Below are 23663 nucleotides of genomic sequence, written 5' to 3' on the forward strand. Positions count from 1 at the left end.
TCGGGCGGCTTCCTTAAATCATCGAAGGACGTAGTGGGAAGGAGTGGCGATGAACCTGAATGATGCGTGCAGTTTGCCGGCCAATGTGCTCGGCAGCGTACCCCGTTTCGACTCCGTAGAGGAAGCGCAGGCGTATCTGACGCAGGAAGGCGTGAAGTACGTCCTTGCGCAATTTGTCGATATTCACGGCGTGGCCAAGGCCAAGTCGGTCCCGGTCGCTCATCTGAAAAGCGTGCTGACCGCCGGGGCGGGCTTTGCAGGCTTCGCGATCTGGGGTGTCGGCATCGAGCCGAACGGCCCGGATTACATGGCGGTCGGCGACCTCGCGACGCTCACGCCGGTGCCGTGGCAGCCGGGGCTGTCACGCATCGTGTGCGACGGTCATGTCGACGGGGCGCCGTGGGCGTTCGATTCGCGTGTGACGCTGAAGAAGCAGGTCGCGCGTGTCGCCGAGCGGGGCTGGACGCTGTTTACCGGCCTCGAGCCCGAGTTTTCGCTGCTGAAGCGCTCGGCGTCGGGCACGCTCGAGCCGTGCGACCCGAGCGACTCGCTCGCAAAGCCGTGCTACGACTACAAGGGCCTGTCGCGCACGCGCGTGTTCCTGGAAAAGCTCACCGAATCGTTGCGCGCGGTCGGCATCGACGTCTACCAGATCGACCACGAGGATGCGAACGGCCAGTTCGAGATCAACTACACGTACACCGATTGCCTGACGTCGTGCGATCACTACGTGTTCTTCAAGATGGCCGCGTCGGAGATCGCGAACGACCTGGGGATGATCTGCTCGTTCATGCCGAAGCCGTTCGCGAACCGTCCCGGCAACGGCATGCACATGCACATGTCGATCGGCGACGGCAAGCGCAACCTGTTCGCCGACGACGCCGATCCGCTCGGCATGGGCCTGTCGACGCTCGGCTACCGGTTCACGGCCGGCCTGCTCGCGCACGCGCCCGCGCTGGCGGCGCTCTGCAACCCGACCGTGAACTCGTACAAGCGCCTCGTGGTCGGGCGCTCGCTGACCGGCGCGACCTGGGCGCCGGCCTACATCAGCTACGGCGACAACAATCGTTCGACGATGGTGCGCATGCCGGGCGGCCGGATCGAGCTGCGTCTGCCCGACGGCGCATGCAATCCGTATCTCGCAACGGCGGCCGTGATCGCCGCCGGGCTCGACGGCATCGATCGCGACCTGTCGCCGGGCGCTCCCGCGAACGAGAATCTGTACGAGTGGCCGGCGCAGAAGCTGCGCGACCACGGCATCGGCGTGCTGCCGCAAAACCTCGGCGAAGCGCTCGACGCGCTCGAAGCCGATCAATTGATTCGCGATGCGCTCGGGCCGGTGGTCGACGAATTCCTCAAGCTCAAGCGAATGGAGTGGCTGGAATACATGCGCCACGTATCGGATTGGGAAATCAAGCAGTACATCGAGTTTTTCTAAGGAGGGGGAAACATGTGCGGAATCGTAGGATTGCTGGTGAAGACACCGGAACTGCGCGACCGGCTCGGCGAGCTGATGGTGCCGATGCTGATCGGCATGACCGAGCGCGGCCCGGATTCGGCCGGTCTCGCGGTGTTCGGCGACGCGCTCGATGCGAGCCGGCGCAAGCTGAGCCTGTACTCGGGCTTTACGGACGAGGGCGGGCACTTCCCGTGGGACGTGCTGCTGGATCGCCTGAAAGCGTCCGTCGACGCCACTGCGCGCATCGACGCAAAGCGCAATCACGCGGTGCTGACTGTCGAGGGGCGGGCCGATGCGATCAAGCACTGGCTGAACGAGCATTACCCGCGCATCTACGTGCTGTCGGCCGGCCGCTCGATCGACCTGTACAAGGACATCGGGCTGCCGGCCGACATCGCCGCGCGTTACGCGTTCGGCGATCTCAAGGGCTCGCACCTCGTCGGCCACACGCGGATGGCGACCGAGTCGGCGGTGACGCCGGACCGCGCGCATCCGTTTACCGCGGGCGAGGATTTCTGCCTCGTGCACAACGGCTCGCTGTCGAATCCGTACGGCGTGCGGCGCAAGCTCGAGCCGGAGGGCATCCGCTTCGACACCGACAACGATACCGAGGCCGCGTGCCGCTTCCTCGAATGGCGGCTGCGTGAAGGCGACACGCTGCATGCCGCGCTGCAGAAAGGCTTCGAGGAGCTCGACGGCTTCTTCACCTTCCTGATGGGCACCCCGACCGAGCTGGCGCTGATCCGCGATCCGTTCGCGTGCAAGCCCGCGGTCGTCGCCGAGAACGACGACTACGTGGCGATCGCGTCCGAGTTCCGCTCGCTTGCGCATCTGCCCGACATCAAGAACGCGAAAGTATTCGAACCCGCACCCGAGGAGATGTACGTATGGAACGCGTGACATTCGACCTTGATCATGCCACGGTCAGGGAAGTGAACCAGTACCTGCACGGCGGCGCCGAGACGCTCGACGGCCAGGCCATTGTCGTGGCTTCGCCGAACGGCGCGCACAACATCGCGGTGGGCGTCGACGCTGCCGTCACGGTGACGATCGACGGGCATGCCGGCTATTACGCCGGCGGCATGAACAAGCGCGCGACGATCGTCGTCGAAGGCAGCGCCGGCACCGGCGTCGCGGAAAACATGATGAGCGGCAAGGTGCACGTGAAGGGCTTCGCGTCGAACGGCGCGGGCGCGTCCGCGCACGGCGGGCTGCTCGTGATCGACGGAGACGCCGGGCTGCGCTGCGGGATTTCGCTGAAAGGCGGCGACATCGTCGTCGGCGGCTCGGTCGGCAGCTTTTCCGCGTTCATGGCCCAGGCCGGGCGCATGGTGATCTGCGGCGACGCGGGCGACGCGCTCGGCGATTCGCTCTACGAGGCCGTGCTGTACGTGAAGGGCGAAGTGAAATCGCTCGGCGCCGACGCACAGTTCGAGCCGATGACCGACACGGACGTCAGCGCCGTCGCCGCGCTGCTCGACGCCGCCGGACTCGATCACGACCCGCGTGCGTTCAAGCGCATCGCATCGGCGCGCGCCCTTTACCACTGGAACGCCGACGCGAACCAGGAATATTGAATCCACAGCTTGTCCGGGAAGACGCCATGGAAACCAAACCCATTCATTTCGCGCGCTTGCAGCAGGAAGAGTCGCACGGCTACGACCGCAAGACGATCGACTACATCCATACGGCCGCCCAGCGCGGCCTTTACGAAATCCGCGGCCTCGGTGCGAAGCGGCCGGTGCCGCATTTCGACGATCTGCTGTTTCTCGGCGCGTCGCTGTCGCGCTATCCGCTCGAAGGATATCGTGAGAAATGCACGACTCAGACCGTGCTCGGCACGCGCTTCGCGAAGAAGCCGATCGTGCTCGATATTCCGATCACGGTGGCCGGCATGAGCTTCGGCGCGCTGTCGGCGAACGTGAAGGAAGCGCTCGGCCGTGCCGCGACAGCGGCCGGCACGTCGACGACGACGGGCGACGGCGGCATGACCGAGGAGGAGCGACGCTCGTCGAAGACGCTCGTCTATCAGTGCCTGCCGTCGCGCTATGGCTTCAATCCCGACGACGTGCGCCGCGCGGACGCGATCGAGGTTGTGATCGGCCAGGGCGCGAAACCGGGCGGTGGGGGCATGTTGCTCGGACAGAAGGTCAATCCGCGCGTCGCTGCAATGCGCACGTTACCGGCCGGCGTCGATCAGCGTTCGGCGAGCCGCCATCCGGACTGGACCGGGCCGGACGATCTGGCGATCAAGATCCAGGAGCTGCGCGAGATCACCGACTGGGAGAAGCCGATCTACGTGAAGGTCGGTGCGACGCGCACGTTCAACGACGTGAAGCTCGCGGTTCATGCGGGCGCAGATGTCGTCGTTGTCGACGGCATGCAGGGCGGCACCGCGGCGACGCAGACCTGCTTCATCGAGAACGTTGGCATCCCGACGCTGGCGGCGGTCCGCCAGGCTGTCGCCGCGCTAGAAGATCTGAACATGAAGGGGCAGGTTCAACTGATCGTGTCCGGCGGCATCCGCACGGGTGCCGATGTCGCGAAGGCGCTCGCGCTCGGCGCGGACGCGGTCGCGATCGGCCAAGGCGTGCTGATGGCGCTCGGCTGCAACGGCGATACGTACTTCCAGAACGGCGCACTGCATTCGGCCGTCGCGGACTACGCGGCGCTGAATACGTCGCCGGGGTTCTGCCATCACTGTCATACGGGCAAGTGCCCGGTCGGCGTAACGACACAGGATGCGGTGCTCGAGCAACGCGTGCAGCCCGAGGAGGGCGCGCGCCGCGTACGCAACTACCTGAAGACGCTGAACATGGAACTCACGACGATCGCGCGGGCCTGCGGCAAGCAGAACGTGCATCACCTGGAGCCGGAGGATCTTGTCGCGCTGACGGTCGAGGCGGCCGCGATGGCGCGCGTGCCGCTCGCCGGCACGTCGTGGATTCCGGGGCAGCGTTATTGACGTCCGCCGCATCGCACGCGACGAAATCGGCGCACGTCGGCCTGGCCGTCGTGGCTGCCGCCGACTCCGCTCGCAGGCGTGCCGCTTGATCACTCCATTGGGCTGAGGTCCGCCGCACCGTCGCGCGGCGGACCGTGCGACGGCGTGCCCGTTCGCCTGCTCCGCTTTTGCGACGGCATCGGCGTCGCGACATAGCCCGCGCTGCCATTTTCGAGGAATCGGCGAATGAAAAAAGTAATCGGATTGCTTGCATTGCTAGGGATGGCGGCGTTCGCCGTGCCCGCATTGGCGGATGGTGCGGTGGCGGCCGCCGCGCCGGTGCCCAACAAGGGCGACACTGCCTGGATGATCGTCGCGACGCTGCTCGTCGTGATGATGGCGGCGCCCGGGCTCGGGCTGTTTTACGGCGGCATGGTGCGGGCGAAGAACATGCTGTCCATCCTGATGCAGACGCTCGTCGTGTTCTGCCTGCTCGGCGTGCTGTGGGCCGTCTACGGCTACAGCATCGCCTTTACCGAAGGCAATGCGTTCTTCGGCGGGCTGAGCAAGGCGTTTCTAGTCGGCATTACGCCGGATTCGACTGCTGCGACGTTCAGCAAGGGGGTCGTGATTCCGGAGTTCATCTACGTGTCGTTCCAGCTGACGTTCGCCGCGATCACGCCTGCGCTGATCGTCGGCGGTATCGCCGAGCGCGCGAAATTCTCTGCAGTTCTGATGTTCATGGTGCTGTGGTTCACCTTCTCGTACCTGCCGATTGCGCACATGGTCTGGTACTGGCCCGGTCCCGATGCCTACACGAGCGCGGCGGCAGCCGATAAGGCCAACGCGACGGCAGGCTTCCTGTTCCAGAAGGGGGCGATCGACTTTGCGGGTGGCACGGTCGTGCATATCAACGCGGGCATTGCGGCGCTGGTCGGCGCGATCATGATCGGCAAGCGCGTCGGGTTCGGACGTGAAACCATGGCACCGCACAGCCTGACGATGACGATGATCGGCGGGTCGCTGCTGTGGGTCGGCTGGTTCGGCTTTAACGTCGGCTCGGCGCTGGAAGCCAGTGGTGCGGCGACGCTGGCGTTTGTCACGACACTGCTCGCGACGTGCGCAGCGACGGTTTCCTGGACCATGGTCGAGTGGTCGGCGAAGAAGAAGCCGTCGATGCTCGGTGCAGTGTCGGGCGCGATCGCCGGGCTCGTTGTCATCACCCCCGCGTGCGGTTTTGTAGGCCCGATGGGCGCGATCGCGATGGGCCTGATAGCGGGAGCTGTGTGCTACTGGGGCGTCAACGGCCTGAAGCGCATGATCGGCGTCGACGATTCGCTCGACGTGTTCGGCGTGCATTGCATCGGCGGGATCGTCGGTGCGTTGCTGACCGGCGTGTTCGCGTCGCCGTCGCTTGGCGGCACGGGCATCTACGACTACGTCGCAAACAAGGTGACCGACTATCACATCGTCGATCAGCTGATCGCGCAGTGCTGGGGCGTCGGGACGTCGCTCGTCTGGTCGGCGGTCGTGTCGGTCGTCGCGTTCAAGCTCGTCGACGTGACGATCGGCCTGCGCGTCGATCACGAGCGCGAACGGGAAGGGCTCGACGTCAGCTCGCACGGCGAGACAGCCTACCATTCCTAAGAATCGCTGCCGCGACGGCGCATGCCTTCCTCCGGTTCGGTACCTAATCGGCGCACGGCGGAACAAGGCGACTCGGCATCGACGTTATGCCGATCCGGAGGTCGACGATCATATAGCGTCCCGGTGTGCGGGGCCGAGGCATTCGGTCCCGCATCCGGACCGTCGTCTTTCTCAATTTTGTTGTCATGTCAGACCTCGGAAAATGGCCTGAACCTATCGATCAATCTGGCGAATGCTCGATATACGCCGGAGAACACCCGCGTACCGTTAAATACTGAAATAAAGATGCGCAGCGGTTGGCGCTCCGGTGAACGCCTACAGTGGGCGTCGAGCAGAGCACGGGAAATGTTGCTTCAGTACGCGGACCCGGCCAGATTCCAGCCCCGCGTTTCCAGCCCCGCGTACTGCTTTGTCCGCCGGTAATGCGTCTGCCCGGATATTCGAAAGCAGGTCGCTTACTTCAACGCACCTTCAGCCACCAGCACTTCGTGTGCCGCCTTGAACGCGCTGAGGCCGTGCGGGATGCCCGAATAGGCGGTCGCGTGCAGCAGCGTCGCCTTGATTTCATCGACGCTCACGCCGTTGTTGAGCGCGCCCTTCACGTGCAGCTTCAGTTCGTTGGTATGGCCTGCCGCGGTCAGCATCGCGAGGTTGAGCAGGCTGCGCGTCTTGCGATCGAGCGTCTCGTCACCCCATGCCCAGCCCCACGCCCATGCGGTGGTGGCGCGCTGGAACGCCATCATGAAGGCGTCGGCCTTCTCCATCGACGCATCGACATATTCCGGGCCGAGCACTTCCCGGCGAATCGGCAGGCCCTTCTGAAACAGCGCATCATCTTCGTTCATGATTGAATTCCTCCGTTATTCCAAAGCCTCGGCGGCCGCCGGGAGCCGGCCGCGGGAACGCGAGTCGTCCTTCGACGCAAACAGGTAGCAGACCAGCGCGGTGACGACGAGGCCCACCATCCACGACACGTCCGCACCACCGAGAATCGACGCCCATGGACCGTGGAAAAAACTCTCTTCCATGAACGGCACCTGGACCGCGATGCCGAACACATAGATCGCGATGGCCTTGAAGTTGAACGACCCATACACGCCGCCATTGCTGCTGATGATTTCCGCGACGCGGTAGTGGCGGTTGTTGACCAGATAGAAGTCGATCAGGTTGATCGCGATCCACGGCGCCAGCACGATGCGCAACGCGAAGATCGCGTTGAGGAAGATCGAGATGAAGTTGCTGGATGCCCACAGTGCGGTCGCGGTCGAAGCCACCAGCAGCACCGCCGACACGACGACGCGCACGTTGCGGCCGGGAACCCAGTGCGGGCGGAACGTCTGCGCGGCGGTAATGAACGACAACACCGCGCCATACAGGTTCATCCCGTTGTGGCCGATGATGTTGACCAGGAACAGGAAGATCAGCACGTAGCCGAACGCGCCGGTCTGATCGCGGATCGCCTGCATCGCGTCCGTCGAATGCCCGGTGCTGACGGTCAGCACGCCGAACAGGAACGCGAAGATGGTGCCCAGCGACGTGCCGAAATACGTGTAAGCGAAGGTCTTCGCGAATCCGGCGGACATCGGCAGGTAGCGCGAATAATCTGACGTATAAGGGGCGAAACTGATCTGCCAGACCGCGCACAGTCCGAACATCGCGAACCAGTTGGCGAGGTCGAAATGACCCTGCTGGAGGATCCCGGCGTCGATACTCGGGGCCATCAGCGCGATGCCGACGACGAGCGCACCGCCCATGAACCACGCGCCGACCTTGTTGAAGCGATGAATGAAGTGACAGCCGATCACGCCGACCAGCGTCGCGAGCACGGCGCCGATGACTGTCGCGATCGGCACGGGCACCGAAGGTGCTGCGGTATGGAGCGTCTTGCCCGCGAGGATGATGTTCGAGACGAAGAAGCCGAGATAGATCAGCGTGGTGAATCCGACCACCAGCAAAGACCCGTACCGGCCGAACTGGGCCCGGCTCTGGATCATCTGCGGCACGCCGACGAGCGGCCCCTGCGCGGAGGTGAGCGCATGGAAGATCGCGCCGAAGAATTGCCCGGCCGCGATCGCGACGATCGCGCTCACCAGGTCGAGGTGGAACACCAGCACCGACGTGGCGCCGGAAATCACGGCCAGCGGCGCGACATTCGTACAGAACCACAGGGTGAACAGATCGGCCGGCTTCCCATGCCGCGCCTCGGGGGCGACATAGTCGATCGAGTTGCTTTCGATGGCGAGAACGCTGCTGTCGTTTGCCGGTTTTGTCATGCTGTCTCCATCTTTATTGCCGGGGCCGGGTCTCGCCGCACGCGCCCGATGACGCGGCACGGCACGACATGGCCTCTGCTGCCTTGAATCGATACTGCAGGCGAATGCCGGCCCGCTCAACGCATCACGAACGGGTCGCTGATCGGATCGTCCGAGGTGCGAAGCCACACGGACTTCGTCGTCGTATATTCGAGCGCGGCGCTCAGGCCGCCTTCGCGGCCGTGCCCCGACAAACCGAAGCCGCCGAACGGCACGAGCGGCGACACCGCGCGATAGGTGTTGATCCAGACGATGCCGGAGCGCACGCGTTTCGACACGCGGTGAGCACGCGTGAGGTTGGTCGTGAAAATTCCGGCGGCGAGTCCATATTCGGTGCTGTTTGCCTTCTCGATCGCTTCCTGTTCGGATTCGAACGTGTCGACCGACAGCACCGGGCCGAACAGTTCCGTCGTGATGCTGTCGGCGTTCTCGAAGCCGGTGCAGTCGAGGATGGTCGGCGCGTAGTAATACCCGTCGCGCTCCAGCTTCTTCCCTCCGGCGAGCACCTTCGCGCCCTGACGCACCGAGCTCGCGACGACCGCCTCGATGTTGCGAAGCTGCCGCTCGGTACACAGCGGGCCGTACTCCGTCGCCGTCTCGTTGGGTGACCCCACCCGAATGCGCGACACACGTTCGACCAGCAGGGAAAGGAACTGCTCCTTGATCGACGCCTCGACCAGCAGGCGCGAACCCGCGACGCAGCTTTGGCCGCTCGCCGCGAAGATCGCCGCGACCTGCGCATTCACCGCGCTCTGGATATCGGTATCGGCGAAGACGATGAACGGCGATTTGCCGCCGAGCTCGAGCGACACCTTCGCGAGGTTGCTGGCCGTGTTCCGCACGATGTGGCGCGCCGTCTCCGGGCCGCCGGTGAAGGCGACCTTGTCCACGCCCGGGTGGCTGCTCAGCACCGCGCCGCATTCCGGGCCGAAGCCGGTAATGACGTTGACGACGCCCGGCGGGAATCCCGCCTCGTGCACGAGGCGCGCGAACTCGAGCAACGGGCCCGGCGCGTCCTCGGATGCCTTGAGCACCACCGTGCATCCGGCAGCGAGAGCCGGCCCGACCTTCACCGCGGACAGGAACAGCTGGCTGTTCCACGGCACGATCGCGGCGACCACGCCGACGGGCTGCCGTTCGAGCCATACCTGCATGTCCGGCTTGTCGACAGGGATGCTGCTCCCTTCGAGCTTGTCGGCAATGCCCGCGTAGTAGCGGTAATACTCGGCGACGTACGCGATCTGGCTCGACGTTTCCCGGATGATCTTGCCGGTGTCGTTCGTTTCGATTTCAGCGAGTCGCGGCGCAGCCCGTTCGACGAGATCGGCGAGCTTGTACAGCAGCTTGCCGCGCGCCGACGCGGAAAGACCGGTCCAGCGCGGATCGGTCAACGCGCGGCCGGCCGCGGCCACCGCGCGGTTGACCTCGTCGGTGCGTGCTTCCGGCATCTGCGCCCACACGGTGCCGGTCGCGGGATTCACGCTGCCGAACGTCGCGGCGCCGGGCTCGAACCGGCCGTCGATATACAGCTGAAATGGCACATTCATGGCTCAGGCACCTTATTGGAACGCAGGCATCACGTCGTGGATCATCCGCTCGAGGGAAGCCTTCTTGCGCTCGAAGCTCATGCCGGTGTCGATCCAGAACGAGTACTCGTCGAAGCCGAGCGCTTCGTAAGCCTTCAGACGCGCAATGACTTCCGCGGGCGTGCCGATGACGTTGTTCTTGCGCATCGCTTCCGGCGTGTAGAACGGGTGGGCGGCGATTTCCTCGCTGCTCAGCGGCTTGATCATGCCGCGGCTGATCGGACGTTCGTTCTTGAACCACGCGCCGAAGTAGTTGTAGAACACGTTGACTTCGTCGGCGGCCAGTTGCGCATCGTCCTCGCCGCTCGCCACATAGGTGTGACGCAGCAGCATGATCTGCGGGCGCGGCACGTCGCTGAACTTCTCGCATGCGGCGTTGAAGTGGCCGACGAGCTTCTCGACTTCCTCGTCGCCCAGGTGCAGCGGCGTGACCTGCACGTTGCAGCCGTTGGCCACGGCGAACTCGTGACTGTTCGGGTCGCGCGCGGCCACCCAGATCGGCGGATGCGGTTGCTGCAGCGGCAGCGGCGACGAGGTCGTCGACGGGAATTTCCAGAACTCGCCTTCGTGCGCGTAATCGCCTTCCCACAGCTTCTTCACGGCCGGAATGAGTTCGCGCATGCGCTGACCCGCACCCCACGCGTCGAGCCCCGGCATCAGGCGCTCGTATTCGAACGAGTAGGCGCCCCGGGCGATCCCGAGTTCGAGGCGGCCGCCCGTGATGATGTCGGTCATCGCGGCTTCTCCGGCGAGCTTGATCGGATGCCAGAACGGCGCGATGACCGTGCCCGTGCCGAGCCGCACGCGCTTCGTCTTGTTGGCGAGATCGGCGAGGTTGATGAACGGGTTCGGCGCGATCGTGAAGTCCATCCCGTGGTGTTCGCCGGTCCAGACGGCATGCATGCCGCCGCGATCGGCGATCTGGCACAGCTCGACCATCTCGTCGTACAGCTGCTTTTGGCTGGTCCGGTCGGAGACGCGCTCCATGTGAACGAAAAGCGAAAAACGCATGATGTGACCTTTCAGGAAAGAAGCGGGCGGACGGTGCCGGTGCTGTGATCGCCAAAGTACAGGCCGTAGCTCTTCAACTGGCTCTCCTTGCGATAGCGCTCGAGCATGCTGGCCAGTGCGCTGTCCTGGAACGCGTCGGTCTCGATGTCGTCGAGGCTCACGAATTCGCCGGCGACGGCGACTTCGTCCGGTGCGCTGCAGAGGAACGAGATGTACTGGTAGTGCGTTTCGGTGTTGTTATAGACCGAATAAATAAAGCTTGCCGATGCGTCCGGCTGGTATTGCCGGAAGATGTCGGCGAGCGCCTTGTCGGCGCCTTCGTTGCCGATCTCCTTCGTGGGCAGTGCCCACTTGTGGTCGGCCGTCTTCACCATGAGCACCTTGTCATCGCGCGTGATGATCGCGCTCACGATGACCTTCGGGCCGGCGATGACTTCGGCCGACAGCTTCGCCGGCGTGAAATAGCCGCCGCGGTAATAGCCGAGCCCGGCGTAGCCGGCGGAATGGAACGCCTCGACCTTGCCGATGATGAGCGCGTGATCGCCTGCATCGATCACCGCGTGCGTCGTGCAGTCGAACCACGCGCTGACGCCGTCGATGAGCGGGTTGCGATGGTCGCTCAGGCGCCAGCCGACCTTCGCGAAGCGATCGTCGCTCGGCCGCGCAAAGGTGTTGGACAGTTCCTTTTGCCCTTCCGCGAGAATGTTGATCGCGAAATGGCCGGCGGTCGAAAACGTCTGGAAATTGCTCGACGTCTTCGCGATGCTCACGAGCAGCAACGCGGGGTCCAGCGACACGGACGAGAACGAATTCGCGGTGAAGCCGAGCGCCTGGCCGTCGTCGCGGGCGGTGGTGACGATCGTCACGCCGGTCATGAACGCGCCGAACGCATCGCGTAGCTCCCGGGTGTTGATCGTCGGGGCTTCCTGGCTGGTTGCTTGGCTCATGTCACACTTCCGATTTCAGGGTTTCCGCCTGCGGATCGGCCTGCAACCAGGCACGCAGGGCGCGATTGACTTCCTCGGGCGCGGTCAGGTTCACCATGTGGCGCTCGTTCTCGATCACGACGGCCTTTCCGTGATGCGCGGCTTGCGCCATTTGCCTGGCCATCTCCGGCGTCGAATTCGGGTCGTCCGACCCGGTCAGCACGAGGGCAGGGCAGGCGATCCGGTGCCAGCCGTCGGCATACACTTCATCGCCCTTCGCGAACGCCGTGTACGCGGTGGCGTAGCCGGCCAGGTCGACGGACTGCAGCCACGATTCGACCTTTTGCGCGGCGATCTGCTGCGCCTCCTCGGCGTTGAACCAGCGCCGCAGCGGCGTTTCGACGTCGATGGTCCCCGAGCGCAGTTCGGCGGCGCGTTGCAGGACGGCTTCGCGCGCCTGCTCCGTGCGGCGGTACACGCCATTCAGCACGGCCACGCGCTTGACCAGGTCCGGCCTTGTGACGGCTACGCCGGCGGCAATCAGCGAGCCCATCGAGTGGCCGGCCAGGTTGACGGGACCGACCTGAAGGGCCTCGATGAATTCGATCGCCCACTGCACGAACCGCTGCAGGTCCGCGTCGGTATCGAGCGCATCGCTCGTGCCGTGGCCCGGCATGTCGACCGAGATCACGCGGAAATCGCGCGACAGGTCGTCGATTTGCGGATACCACGCGTTTGCCTGCATGCCCACGCCGTGAATCAGGACCAGCGGTTCGCCGGCACCCTGGTCGAGATAGTGGGCGACGCGATTATTTGACAGCGGCAGGGTTCTTGACGTCATTTCCGAGCTCTGCGAGATCTTTGTAGCGGTCGCCGATGCGGTGATGCGGACGGCCTGCGGTGGCGGCGCCGATGGCGATGACCAGTTCGTCGGCGGCCGGCGCGTCGGCAATCGAGAACTGGAGCGTCAGGTAGTGCGAGCGGCGACCCTCGTCGTTCTTGTCCATCATCGGGATGAGCAGCGGCGCATTGGCCGGGCCGCGCGTGTTGTTGAACGCGAGGTACGACTTCGCGCCGACGGCCGTGCGATAGGTGTTGCCGAAGTGCAGCGTGTGGATCAGCGCGGACGCATGCTCGATTTCACCGTCGAGGCCGACGATCGCACTCTTGCCGAACGCTTCGACGGCTTCGCCCGAACCGGCTTCGTCGAGGATCATTTTGGTCAGGTGTTCGCTGAGTTGCGGCGCGAGCGCGCGAATCTCCGGCGACAGGTCCTCGACATACCCGCGGCCTGCCCACGGGTTCTTGATCACTGCGACCGCGCCGATCATTTTCAGCGGCTTGGCAGCGACCTTGTCGCCATCCACATAGAGCGTCTCGACATGCAGGACGGATTTCCGAATCAGGCTCATGGCACCTTCCTTTCGTGCGTTGATTGTGGAATTCATTGTGGTATACCATGTTACGGCATGCCATGAGTGTTAACCCTTGTCCGGAAAATTCCGGAAAACGGAGATGGAAAATGACTGCGTACTGGATTGCCCACGTGACGGTGCTCGATGCCGCGAAATACAAGGACTACACGGATGTCGCGCCGCAGGCGTTCAAGAAGTTCGGCGCCGTTTTCCTCGCCCGCGGTGGCGCGTCGCAGGTGCTGGAGGGGGAGTCGTTCGAGCGCCACGTCGTGATCCGGTTCGCCGACGTGCAAACGGCGCTCGCGTGCTATCACTCACCCGAATACCAGGCGGCGAAAGCCAAGCGGGACGGGCATTGTCGAGCGCAGATCTCGATCGTCGAGGGGCTGGAGAGTTGATCGCGCGCTCACGGCGCACTGCCGGCCTGCAGGATGGAAAGCCCGATGACAGTTAGGTCATAATATGGCATTCCATGTTTGTGCCCGGCGCGCTGCCGGCCACAGGCCAAATACCGTTTCCAGAGTGCCGCCCATGCAAGACCTCAAAATCGACCGCAATGCCAAGACCCTGCGCGAACTGACGCTCGACAAACTGCGCGGTGCGATCGTGCAGGGGTATTTCCGGCCGGGCGCCCGGCTCGTCGAGCGCACGCTGTGCGACGAGCTCGGCGTAAGCCGCACGGTGGTGCGCGAGGTGCTGCGACATCTGGAGACCGAAGGGCTGGTCGAGACCGTGTCGCGGCAAGGGCCGGTGGTGGCGCGGCTCGATCCGGCGCAAGTGGGCGAGATCTATGAGCTGCGCGGCCTGCTCGAAGCCAATGCCGCGCGTGCGTGCGCCGAGGGCGCGACACCCGAGGTCGTGCGGCAGCTGCGCGAGGTCCGCGCGGTGATCGAGGATGCGTTCGCGAAGCAGGATTTGCCGCGCGTGCTCGAGTACACCGAGCGCTTCTATGAAACGCTGTTCGAAGCAGCCGGAAAACAGGTGTCGCTGACGGTCGTCAAGACGCTCAACGCGCGTATCAACCGGTTGCGTGCGTTGACCATCGCGATGCCGGGGCGCGGCGGCGACTCCAACACCGAGATGAACCGACTGCTCGATGCGATCGAGCGGCGCGACGGGGATGCGGCTTCGGCCGCGTCGGCCGCACACATCAAGCGGGTTTCCGAACTGGCGTTGTCGGCGCTCGCGCAGCAGGACGAGGCAGTCAGCGACGGTTGACGGAACCGTGAGCGCGGGATTCGACACGCGCGGTTCGACACGGAAGGCCGCTGGCACACCATGCCGGCGGCTTTTTTTTTGTCTGTCGATTTCACTTATGGTATTCCATAATATTGAGAACATTGTTGTCGACCATAAGATGGCATACCATCATCTCATCGAGTATCGCAGTGATCACGGGAGCACGCCATGGCTGAGTCGATGATCGGACAAACCGCGCAACAGGCATTCGACACGCTCGGATTCCGTCGCGCACTCGGCGCATTCGTTACCGGCGTGACGGTCGTCGCGACGATCCAGCCGGACGGTTCGCCGCGCGGCTTCACCGCGAACTCGTTCACGTCGGTGTCGCTCGACCCGCCGCTGATCCTCGTGTGCATCGCGAAGACGGCGTCGAACCATGCGGTGTTCTCCGCCACGCAACGTTTTGCCGTGAGCGTGCTCGCGGAAAACCAGACCGACGTCTCCGGCGTGTTCGCGTCGAAGGCGCAGGACAAGTTCACGCAAGTGCCGTGGGGCGCGCGCAAGACGGGCGCCCCCGTGATCCACGATGCGGCGGCGAGCTTCGACTGCCTGACGCATGACGTGGTGGACGCGGGCGATCACATCATCCTGATCGGACGCGTGGTCGACTTCGTGCAGACGAGTGCGTCGCCGCTCGGCTATTGCCGCGGCGCGTACGTGAATTTCAGCCTGTCGCAGGACGCGTTGTCCGCGGCCGCGGGGCGTGCCCATATCGGCGCGATTCTGGAACATCGCGACGGGCTGGTGCTGGTCGATACGCCGCAGGGCCTCGGGTTGCCGACCGGCATCAGGCTCGAGCCGGCGAGCGACGCGGCGAGCCTGCGCGGCGTGCTCGCGAAGCTCGGCCTCAACGCGCATCTCGACTTCCTGTTTGCCGTGTTCGAGGCGGCCGGCGAGCGCGAGCCGGGCGTCCACATCTATTACCGCGGCCGCGTGGTTCACACGGGGTCGCCATGGTTCGACAGCAGCATCCGCATCGTGCCGCTCTGGCAGATTCCTTGGAACGAGATCACCGACACCGCCGTGCGCTCGATGCTCGAACGCTATGTGCGCGAGCGCAGGCAGGACGCGTACGGCATCTATGTCGGCGATACGGAAGCCGGGACGGTACAGGCACTGGCCCTTGCACATTGAGACGGCGTCGGCCGGGAGCGCCGCGCCGCAGTGATGAAAGACAAGATCAAGAAGCCGGCGCGACTGGTGCCGCTGGCCTGAGTACTCGTGTTCGAGCGGCTGCCATCCCGGTGGCCGCGAGCCGCAACCGTTTCCCCTCGGAGAGAGACCATGAGCAGCAGAAGCATCCCGCGTTTCGCAGTGTCGCGTCTGGCATACATCGCACCGTTGGCCGCACTTTGCACCGCGCCGGCGCTGGCCGCGGACCCGATCGTGTTCACCAGCTGGGGCGGCACGACCCAGTCGTCGCAGCAGAAGGATTGGGCGCAGCCGTTCACGCAGGCGAGCGGCATCAACGTGCTGATGGACGGGCCCACCGACTACGGCAAGCTCAAGGCGATGGTCGACAGCGGCAACGTGAGCTGGGACGTGGTCGACGTGGAAGGCGACTTCGCGTATGCCGCGGAAAAGGCCGGGCTGATCGAGCCGATCGACTATTCGGTGGTGAAGAAGGCCGAGCTCGACCCGCGCTTCACGACGCCTTCGGCAGTGGGCAGTTTCTATTACTCGTTCGTGCTCGGCTACAACAAGGCGAAGTATACGAGCGCGCAGCCGCAAAACTGGGCGGACCTCTTCGATACCAAGCGCTTCCCGGGCAAGCGCACGTTCTACAAGTGGTCGGCGCCGGGCGTGCTCGAAATCGCGCTGCTCGCCGACGGCGTGGTGCCCAACAAGCTGTATCCGCTCGACCTCGACCGCGCGTTCAGGAAGCTCGACTCGATCAAGAGCGACATCGTCTGGTGGAGCGGCGGCGCGCAGTCGCAGCAGCTGCTCGCATCGGGCGAATCGCCCATCGGCATGTTCTGGAACGGTCGCCTGCATGCGCTCGAGCAGACCGGCGTGCCGGTGGGCATTTCGTGGAACCAGAACCTGACCGCCGCCGACATGCTCGTGATTCCGAAGGGCGCGAAGCATCGCGATGCGGCGATGAAGTACCTGGCCGCCGCGACGAGCGCGCAGGCCCAGGCGAAATTCGCGGCCGACACCGGTTATGCACCGATCAACGTGAAGTCAGCCGCGCTGATGCCGCCGGCGATCGCCAAGACGCTGCCCGATCAGTACAAGGCATCGCAGATCAACCTCGACATGAAGTACTGGGCAGAGAACCGCGACGCGATCGCGAAGCGCTGGTACGCGTGGCAATCGAAGTAAGCACGCGCGGCACCACGTACGGGCCGAACGCCGTTCAGGATGCCGACCCGGGACGGACCGGCTGAGCAACGAACCTGCATGGGGCCAGGGGTAATGGACAGTGAAGCGCCGACCCTGGCCGACAAAGGAGCCACCATGCCCAACGTATTGAGTACCATCGCGCATCCGCCCGCGGCGAACGCGCGCAAGCGGCGCGACTGGCGCAGCATGCGGCTGCTGACGCCGGCAATGCTGCTGCTCGTGATCTTCTTCCTGCTGCCGGTGCTGTCGCTGCTGTTGCGCAGCGTGCTCGAGCCGACGCCCGGTTTGCACAACTACGAGCAACTGCTCGGCTCGACGACGTATGTGCGCGTGTTCGGCAATACGTTTCTCGTAGCCACGGTCGTGACGCTCGTCACGCTCGTCGTGGGCTTTCCGATGGCATGGCTGCTCGCAATCGCGCCGCGCAAGCTCAGTTCCGTGCTGTTCGCGATCCTGCTGCTGTCGATGTGGACCAACCTGCTCGCACGGACGTTCGCATGGATGGTGCTGCTGCAGGGGACCGGGCCGATCAACCGCGCGCTGATGGCGATCGGCGTGATACACGAGCCGCTCTCGCTCGTGAACAACCTCACCGGCGTGACCATCGGCATGACGTACATCATGCTGCCGTTCCTCGTGATGCCGCTGCATGCCACGCTGCGCGGCATCGACCCGTCGACGCTGCGCGCCGCCGCGGTGTGCGGTGCGAGCCGCTGGCAGGCGTTCTGGCGCATCCTCGTGCCGCTCGCGATGCCGGGCGTGGCCTCGGGCGCGCTGATGGTGTTCGTGATGGCGCTCGGCTACTTCGTAACGCCCACGTTGCTGGGCGGCCCGTCGTACATGATGCTCGCGGAACTCATTGCGCAGCTCGTGCAGGAACTGTTGAACTGGGGCCTCGCCGGCGCCGCGGCGTTCGTGCTGCTCGCCGTGACGCTCGCGCTCTATGCGTTGCAGCTGCGCTTTACCGGCAGGGCGCGTGCAACCACCGGAGGTCGCTGACATGTTGCTCGATTTCGATCGCCTGGGCGCATTGCGCTGGATCCTCGTGGCCGTGGGCGCGGCCGTTGCGCTGTTTCTGCTGTTGCCGATCTTCTTCATCGTCGCGCTGTCGTTCGGCGATTCGCAGTGGCTCATCTTCCCGCCGCCGGGCTGGACTCTCGAATGGTACCGGCAGCTTTTCACCGATGCGGGCTGGATCGACTCGCTGCTCACCAGCGCGAAGCTGGCGGTGATCGTCACCGCACTGTCCGTGCTGATCGGGTTTCTCGCGTCGCTGGCGCTCGTGCGTGGCAAGTTTCGCGGCCGCGAGGCCGTGCGGGGTTTCTTCCTCACGCCGATGGTGCTGCCCGTCGTCGTGCTCGCCGTCGCACTCTATGCGTTTTTCCTGCGCATCGGCCTGAACGGCACGATGACCGGGTTCGTGATCGGCCACCTGATCATTGCGTTGCCGTTCTCGATCATTTCGATCAGCAACTCGCTCGTGAGCTTCGACACGGCGCTCGAGGATGCCGCGCTCATCTGCGGTGCGTCGCCGCTCACGGTGAAGCTGCGGGTCACGCTTCCCTCGATCCGGCTCGGCCTGTTTGCCGCCGCGATCTTCGCGTTCCTCGCGTCGTGGGACGAAGTCGTGGTGTCGATCTTCATGTCGAGCCCGACGCTGCAGACGCTGCCTGTGCGCATCTGGGCGACGTTGCGGCAAGACCTGACTCCCGTCGTGGCGGCTGCATCGTCGCTGCTCGTCGGACTGACCACCGTATTGATGCTGGCGGGCGCCGTGGTGCGCCGCGCACGCGCAAACTGAGGTAACACGCCATGACTGCATTCCTGCAAATCCAGCGCCTGCGCAAGACTTACGACAATGTCGTCGCGATCGACCAGGTTTCGCTCGACGTGCGCAAGGGCGAATTCATGACTTTCCTCGGACCGTCAGGTTCGGGCAAGAGCACCACGCTCTATATCGTCGCGGGCTTTCAGGAGCCGACCGACGGACGCGTGCTGCTCGACGGCAAGTCGCTGTTGTCGGTCGCGCCGAACCTGCGCAACATCGGCATGGTGTTTCAGCGCTATACGCTGTTCCCGCATCTCACGGTGGGCGAGAACGTTGCATTCCCGCTGCGGGTGCGCCGCCGGCCCGAAGCCGAAATCAACGCGAAAGTGGAGCAGATGCTGAAACTCGTTCACCTGTCCGAGTGTCGCGACCGGATGCCCGCCCAGCTTTCTGGCGGGCAGCAGCAGCGCGTTGCCATCGCGCGTGCGCTTGCCTACGATCCGCCCGTGTTGCTGATGGACGAGCCGCTCTCCGCGCTTGACAAGAAACTGCGCGAGGAGATTCAACTCGAGTTGCGCCGCATTCACCAGGAAACCGGCGTGACGATCCTCTATGTCACGCACGACCAGGAAGAGGCGCTGCGCCTGTCGGACCGTATCGCCGTGTTCAACCAGGGCCGCATCGAGCAGGTCGGCACCGGCGAGGAGCTCTATGCGAACCCGGCGTCGCGCTTCGTCGCGAGCTTTATCGGCAATTCGAATTTCCTGCCGGTCAAGGTGACGAAGAACAGCGACGGTCGCATGGGCGGCGTGTTCCCCAACGGACTCGAAATGGCGTCGGACGTGTTTCATCCGACGCTCGCAGCCGGCGACGAGGGCGCGCTGATGATTCGCCCGGAACAGATGCGTATCAGCTCGCTGCAGAGCGCAAGCGGTTCAAACGGTGCGAGCGGTACTGCAGGCTTGCCCGTGACCGTGCGCGACGTCACCTATCTCGGCGATGCGATGCACTACGCGGTGGCGACGCCGTGGCAGCAGGAAATCTCGATCCGCATGCCGGCCGCCCATCGGCACGACAACGGTATCGTGATTGGGGCGCAGGCACTCGTCGACTGGGACGCGCACGACGTGCGTCTCTTCGCGCAAGCCTGACGGCGGCATCCATGAGTCCCGAACTGCCGTCCCTCAAGGTCCAGCGTCCCACCGCCACACTGCGCGAACTCGCGCTCGAGAAAATGCGCACCGCTATCCTCGACGCGCATTTCCAGCCGGGCGAGCGGCTGATCGAGCGCTCGCTGTGCGAGATCCTGGGCGTGAGCCGAACCGTCGTGCGCGAGGTCCTGCGCCATCTTGAAACCGAGGGGCTGGTCGACTCGATACCGAACCACGGACCGATCGTTGCGGTCCTCGACTTCGACACGGCGGCCGAGATCTACGAAATACGCGCGTTGCTGGAAGGCGAGGCTGCGATGGCCTGCGCGCAGCATGCCGACGAGCCTCTGGTCGCCGATCTGGCGGCCTGTATCGACCAGATCCAGCAAGCGTTCGAGGCGCAGGATCATCAGGCGGTGAAGGCGCTCACGTCGGCATTCTATGAACGCATGTTCCTCGCCGGGAAGAAGCATGTAGCGTGGGAGATCGTGCAGTCGTTGATCGCGCGCATCAACCGCTTGCGCGCGCTGACGATCGCTTCCGACGATCGCGGGCGCCAGGCGGTTGAAGAGATGCGCGAGATTCTCGCGGGGATCGCGACGGGAAACGGCGTGGCGGCGCGCGAGGCTGCAATCGCGCACGTGCACCGGGTGGCCGAGATCGCGCGCAAGCTGCTGGCTCACGGTCACGAGAATGCTTCGTGGCGTCAGGCGGGGTAGTGCGCTGTTTTTGAGTCGCTTGAGGCGGGCAGAACGGTACTGAGCTCGGCTTTCCTTGCTTCTACTTTGCACTACGAAGTGGGTGCCGTGTTTGCGGGCCAAACGTGACGGGCAGGGAACGCTGCCCTCGCGTCGCGGCGTCGCGGCCGACCGCCACTTGAAATTTTCGGTACTTGCGGCCCGAGTCCAGCCCGGGCTGCCTGATACATTTTTATCCCCGGAAGGAACGATCGTGGAATTGAAATCGCTGTTGAAGGATCCGGCGCTCTTGCGTCATCAGGCTTATATCGACGGGCAATGGTGCACGGCCGACTCGGGCGAGCGCTTCGACGTGCGCGACCCGGCGACGGGCGCAACGCTCGGCTGCGTTCCGCTGATGGGCGCGGCAGAGACATCGCGCGCGATTGACGCCGCGAATGCGGCGTGGCCGGCGTGGCGGGCAACGACGGCGAAGGAGCGCGCGCGCGTCCTGCGTCGCTGGTACGAGCTCATGATCGAGAACGCCGACGACCTTGCGCTGATCCTCACGGCCGAGCAGGGCAAGCCGCTTGCCGAAGCAAAAGGCGAAATCGTCTATGGTGCGTCGTTTATCGAATGGTTCGCTGAAGAGGGCAAGCGCGTGGCCGGCGACACGCTCGCGACGCCGGCGGCCGACAAGCGCCTCGTGGTCGTCAGGGAGCCCGTGGGGGTTTGCGCGGCGATCACGCCGTGGAATTTCCCGAACGCGATGATCACCCGCAAGGTCGGGCCGGCGCTGGCAGCCGGCTGTCCTATCGTCGTGAAGCCGGCCGAAGCTACACCGTTCTCGGCGCTCGCGCTGGCGGTTCTCGCCGAGCGCGCGGGGGTGCCGAACGGTGTGCTCAATATCATTACCGGCGACCCGAAGGCGATCGGTGGCGCGCTGACGAGCAGCCCCGTGGTGCGCAAGCTTTCGTTCACCGGATCGACGGGAGTGGGGCGGCTGCTGATGGCGCAGAGCGCGCCCACGGTGAAAAAGGTGACGCTCGAACTCGGCGGAAACGCACCGTTCATCGTGTTCGACGATGCCGATCTCGATGCCGCCGTCGAAGGGGCGATTGCTTCCAAGTACCGCAACAACGGGCAGACGTGTGTTTGCACCAATCGCTTCTACGTGCATGACCGGGTTTATGACGCGTTCGCCGCGAAGCTGGTGGCGGCGGTGAAGGGGCTGAAGGTGGGGCACGGTACGGAAGGCGGCGTGACGCTGGGGCCGTTGATCAACGACGTGGCTGTCAGCAAGGTCGAAGCGCATATCGCGGACGCACTCGACAAAGGCGCGACGCTCGCTGCCGGTGGAAAGCGGCATGCGCTCGGGCATGGTTTCTTCGAGCCCACGGTGCTGCTGAATACCACCGCGGAAATGGACGTCGCGAGAGAAGAGACGTTCGGGCCGCTCGCACCGCTGTTCCGCTTCTCGAGCGACGACGAGGTGGTGAAGCTCGCCAACGATACCGAGTTCGGGCTTGCCGCCTATTTCTATAGCCGCGATATCGGGCGCGTCTGGCGAGTAGCCGAGCAGCTCGAATACGGGATGGTCGGCATCAATACGGGCCTCATTTCGAACGAGGTCGCGCCGTTCGGCGGCGTGAAGCAGTCGGGGCTGGGCCGCGAAGGGTCGCACTACGGCATCGACGATTACCTGGTCATCAAGTACCTGTGCATGGCGGTTTGATCTTCGGTTCATTCGACTGAAAGGGGGCACGCTGCATGAATGCGTGGTCGTCGAAGGATGCTCGTCGCGCTCGCGGCTGGCAAACCGGACCTATCCGTCATTTCGTGGGCGGGGCATATCATGAGGTATAAAAGTCATGGATATGCCGATGAAGAAGAGGCAAACCGTAGCGCGTCAGGCAGCGGCCCGCGGGCCGCTGCCTGAGTTGCCCAAGGAACTGCTGGACCAGTTGGTCAAGGGGCCGATGACGCCGACCGAGGTTCAGGATCTGATGCTGGCGTTCAACAAGGCGATCATCGAACGGGCGATGGGCGCCGAGATGAATCTGCATCTGGGCTACCCGTCGGGCCAGTCCAAGCCGGCCGGACAAGCCAACGAGCGCAACGGCGCCAGCGGCAAGACGGTCATCACGGATCGCGGCCCGGTTCGTGTCGAAGTCCCTCGTGACCGTGACGGCAGCTTCGAGCCGATCCTGATTCCCAAGCACGAGCGCCGCTTCACCGGCTTCGACGAACGCATCATTGCGATGTACGCGCGTGGCATGAGCGTGCGCGAGATTCAAGGGTTTCTGGCCGAGCAATACGGCACCGAAGTGTCGCCCGACTTCATCAGCTCGGTCACCGACGAGGTGATGGCCGAAGCGCTGAGCTGGCAGAGCCGCCCACTCGAGGCGATGTATCCGGTCGTGTTCTTCGATGCGCTGCGGGTCAAGATCCGCGACGACGGGGTGGTCAGCAACAAGGCCGTCTATCTGGCCTTGGGCATCCAAGCCGATGGCCAGCGCGATGTGCTGGGCCTCTGGATCGAGCAGACCGAGGGCGCCAAGTTCTGGCTCAAGGTGTTCAATGAACTCAAGACGCGCGGCTGCCAGGACATCCTGATCGCCGTGGTCGATGGCCTGAAGGGGCTAACCGAAGCCATCAGCGCGGCCTATCCGCGGACCACCGTTCAGACCTGCATCGTGCATCTGATCCGCAACAGCCTCGAATACGCCAGCTACAAGGACCGCAAGGTACTCGCCACGGCGCTGCGCCCGATCTACGCGGCTGCCAGCGAAGAGGCAGCAAGGCAAGCGCTGCAAGACTTCGCCGACGGACCTTGGGGCGCGAAGTACCCGACGATCGTGCAGTCGTGGCAACGCGCGTGGGAGCACGTCGTGCCGTTCTACGTGTTCCCGCCGGAAATTCGGCGAGTCGTTTATACGACAAACGCCATCGAGAGCTTGAACATGCAATTGCGCAAGATCATCAAGACGCGCGGTCACTTCCCGAACGACGAGGCGGCCATCAAGCTGCTCTGGCTGGCGCTGCGCAACGTACTGGCCAAGACCGTGAGGGCCGCCTTCGACTGGAAATCAGCGATGAACCAGTTTGCTATTCTGTTCGGCGAACGGTTTACGCAGGCGCGTGGATAACCTGTTGTTCAACCGCCTCGCCCACAAAAA

General features: G+C 64.4%; 22 protein-coding genes. 15 read left to right on the forward strand and 7 right to left on the reverse strand.

What is annotated here, in order from left to right:
* The first annotated feature begins 49 nt into the window (after positions 1 to 49).
* From glnT to DM992_RS17875, 5 genes are all read left to right on the forward strand, one after another.
* A complete protein-coding gene (gene glnT / locus DM992_RS17855) occupies positions 50 to 1438 on the forward strand; it encodes a type III glutamate--ammonia ligase (RefSeq protein ID WP_239511402.1) in 1389 nt (462 codons plus the stop codon).
* A gap of 12 nt (positions 1439 to 1450) precedes the next feature.
* Positions 1451 to 2359: a glutamine amidotransferase family protein gene (locus DM992_RS17860; protein WP_111017990.1), complete on the forward strand. Its 909-nt coding sequence runs from the start codon at positions 1451 to 1453 to the stop codon at positions 2357 to 2359.
* The gene (locus tag DM992_RS17865) at positions 2347 to 3036 is read left to right on the forward strand and encodes a protein glxC (protein WP_111017991.1); all 690 of its coding nucleotides are present in this window, start codon (positions 2347 to 2349) and stop codon (positions 3034 to 3036) included. Before DM992_RS17860 ends, DM992_RS17865 begins: the two co-directional genes overlap by 13 nt.
* A gap of 26 nt (positions 3037 to 3062) precedes the next feature.
* Positions 3063 to 4424 (forward strand): FMN-binding glutamate synthase family protein, encoded by a 1362-nt coding sequence (locus tag DM992_RS17870; protein ID WP_111017992.1) that lies wholly within the window; start codon positions 3063 to 3065, stop codon positions 4422 to 4424.
* A 261-nt stretch (positions 4425 to 4685) separates the two neighbouring features.
* The gene (locus DM992_RS17875; protein ID WP_239511454.1) at positions 4686 to 6050 is read left to right on the forward strand and encodes an ammonium transporter; all 1365 of its coding nucleotides are present in this window, start codon (positions 4686 to 4688) and stop codon (positions 6048 to 6050) included.
* Positions 6051 to 6505: 455 nt separating this feature from the next.
* Here the strand turns inward: DM992_RS17875 and DM992_RS17880 are convergent, their stop codons facing one another.
* The 7 genes from DM992_RS17880 to DM992_RS17910 all read right to left on the reverse strand — a co-directional run bounded on the left by DM992_RS17880 (position 6506) and on the right by DM992_RS17910 (position 13297).
* Positions 6506 to 6895: a carboxymuconolactone decarboxylase family protein gene (locus DM992_RS17880; protein WP_111017994.1), complete on the reverse strand. Its 390-nt coding sequence runs from the start codon at positions 6893 to 6895 to the stop codon at positions 6506 to 6508.
* A 15-nt stretch (positions 6896 to 6910) separates the two neighbouring features.
* Entirely contained in the window at positions 6911 to 8323 is a 1413-nt protein-coding gene (locus tag DM992_RS17885) for a cytosine permease (RefSeq protein WP_111017995.1), read from the reverse strand.
* Between the two features lie 116 nt (positions 8324 to 8439).
* Positions 8440 to 9909 carry an aldehyde dehydrogenase gene (locus tag DM992_RS17890; RefSeq protein WP_111017996.1) on the reverse strand — a complete coding sequence of 490 codons (1470 nt, stop codon included), beginning with the start codon at positions 9907 to 9909 and terminating at the stop codon, positions 8440 to 8442.
* 12 nt (positions 9910 to 9921) lie between these two features.
* Positions 9922 to 10959, reverse strand: coding sequence for an LLM class flavin-dependent oxidoreductase (locus DM992_RS17895; RefSeq protein WP_111017997.1), 1038 nt, complete (start codon positions 10957 to 10959; stop codon positions 9922 to 9924).
* Between the two features lie 11 nt (positions 10960 to 10970).
* Positions 10971 to 11906 carry a flavin reductase gene (locus DM992_RS17900; protein WP_111017998.1) on the reverse strand — a complete coding sequence of 312 codons (936 nt, stop codon included), beginning with the start codon at positions 11904 to 11906 and terminating at the stop codon, positions 10971 to 10973.
* 1 nt (position 11907) lies between these two features.
* Positions 11908 to 12726, reverse strand: coding sequence for an alpha/beta hydrolase (locus DM992_RS17905; protein ID WP_111017999.1), 819 nt, complete (start codon positions 12724 to 12726; stop codon positions 11908 to 11910).
* Positions 12695 to 13297 carry an amino acid synthesis family protein gene (locus DM992_RS17910; protein ID WP_111018000.1) on the reverse strand — a complete coding sequence of 201 codons (603 nt, stop codon included), beginning with the start codon at positions 13295 to 13297 and terminating at the stop codon, positions 12695 to 12697. Before DM992_RS17910 ends, DM992_RS17905 begins: the two co-directional genes overlap by 32 nt.
* Positions 13298 to 13407: 110 nt before the next feature.
* Here DM992_RS17910 and DM992_RS17915 point away from each other — a divergent pair, with 110 nt between their 5' ends.
* From DM992_RS17915 to DM992_RS17960, 10 genes are all read left to right on the forward strand, one after another.
* Complete coding sequence (locus DM992_RS17915; protein ID WP_111018001.1) at positions 13408 to 13698, forward strand: DUF1330 domain-containing protein; 291 nt, start codon at positions 13408 to 13410, stop codon at positions 13696 to 13698.
* A gap of 133 nt (positions 13699 to 13831) precedes the next feature.
* Positions 13832 to 14518, forward strand: coding sequence for a GntR family transcriptional regulator (locus DM992_RS17920; protein WP_204356176.1), 687 nt, complete (start codon positions 13832 to 13834; stop codon positions 14516 to 14518).
* Positions 14519 to 14707: 189 nt separating this feature from the next.
* A complete protein-coding gene (locus DM992_RS17925; protein WP_162631686.1) occupies positions 14708 to 15676 on the forward strand; it encodes a flavin reductase family protein in 969 nt (322 codons plus the stop codon).
* 150 nt (positions 15677 to 15826) lie between these two features.
* A complete protein-coding gene (locus DM992_RS17930; protein WP_111018003.1) occupies positions 15827 to 16867 on the forward strand; it encodes an ABC transporter substrate-binding protein in 1041 nt (346 codons plus the stop codon).
* Between the two features lie 135 nt (positions 16868 to 17002).
* Positions 17003 to 17887, forward strand: coding sequence for an ABC transporter permease (locus DM992_RS17935; protein WP_111018004.1), 885 nt, complete (start codon positions 17003 to 17005; stop codon positions 17885 to 17887).
* A 1-nt stretch (position 17888) separates the two neighbouring features.
* A complete protein-coding gene (locus DM992_RS17940) occupies positions 17889 to 18689 on the forward strand; it encodes an ABC transporter permease (RefSeq protein ID WP_111018005.1) in 801 nt (266 codons plus the stop codon).
* 11 nt (positions 18690 to 18700) lie between these two features.
* Positions 18701 to 19807: an ABC transporter ATP-binding protein gene (locus DM992_RS17945; protein ID WP_111018006.1), complete on the forward strand. Its 1107-nt coding sequence runs from the start codon at positions 18701 to 18703 to the stop codon at positions 19805 to 19807.
* Between the two features lie 11 nt (positions 19808 to 19818).
* The gene (locus DM992_RS17950) at positions 19819 to 20526 is read left to right on the forward strand and encodes a GntR family transcriptional regulator (protein ID WP_111018007.1); all 708 of its coding nucleotides are present in this window, start codon (positions 19819 to 19821) and stop codon (positions 20524 to 20526) included.
* Positions 20527 to 20758: 232 nt separating this feature from the next.
* The gene (locus tag DM992_RS17955; protein WP_111018008.1) at positions 20759 to 22219 is read left to right on the forward strand and encodes an NAD-dependent succinate-semialdehyde dehydrogenase; all 1461 of its coding nucleotides are present in this window, start codon (positions 20759 to 20761) and stop codon (positions 22217 to 22219) included.
* A 142-nt stretch (positions 22220 to 22361) separates the two neighbouring features.
* Positions 22362 to 23633 (forward strand): IS256-like element ISBcen18 family transposase, encoded by a 1272-nt coding sequence (locus tag DM992_RS17960; protein ID WP_111020272.1) that lies wholly within the window; start codon positions 22362 to 22364, stop codon positions 23631 to 23633.
* The last annotated feature ends 30 nt before the right edge of the window (positions 23634 to 23663 follow it).

Source organism: Burkholderia sp. JP2-270 (genome assembly GCF_003233675.1).
GTDB lineage: Bacteria > Pseudomonadota > Gammaproteobacteria > Burkholderiales > Burkholderiaceae > Burkholderia > Burkholderia pyrrocinia_C.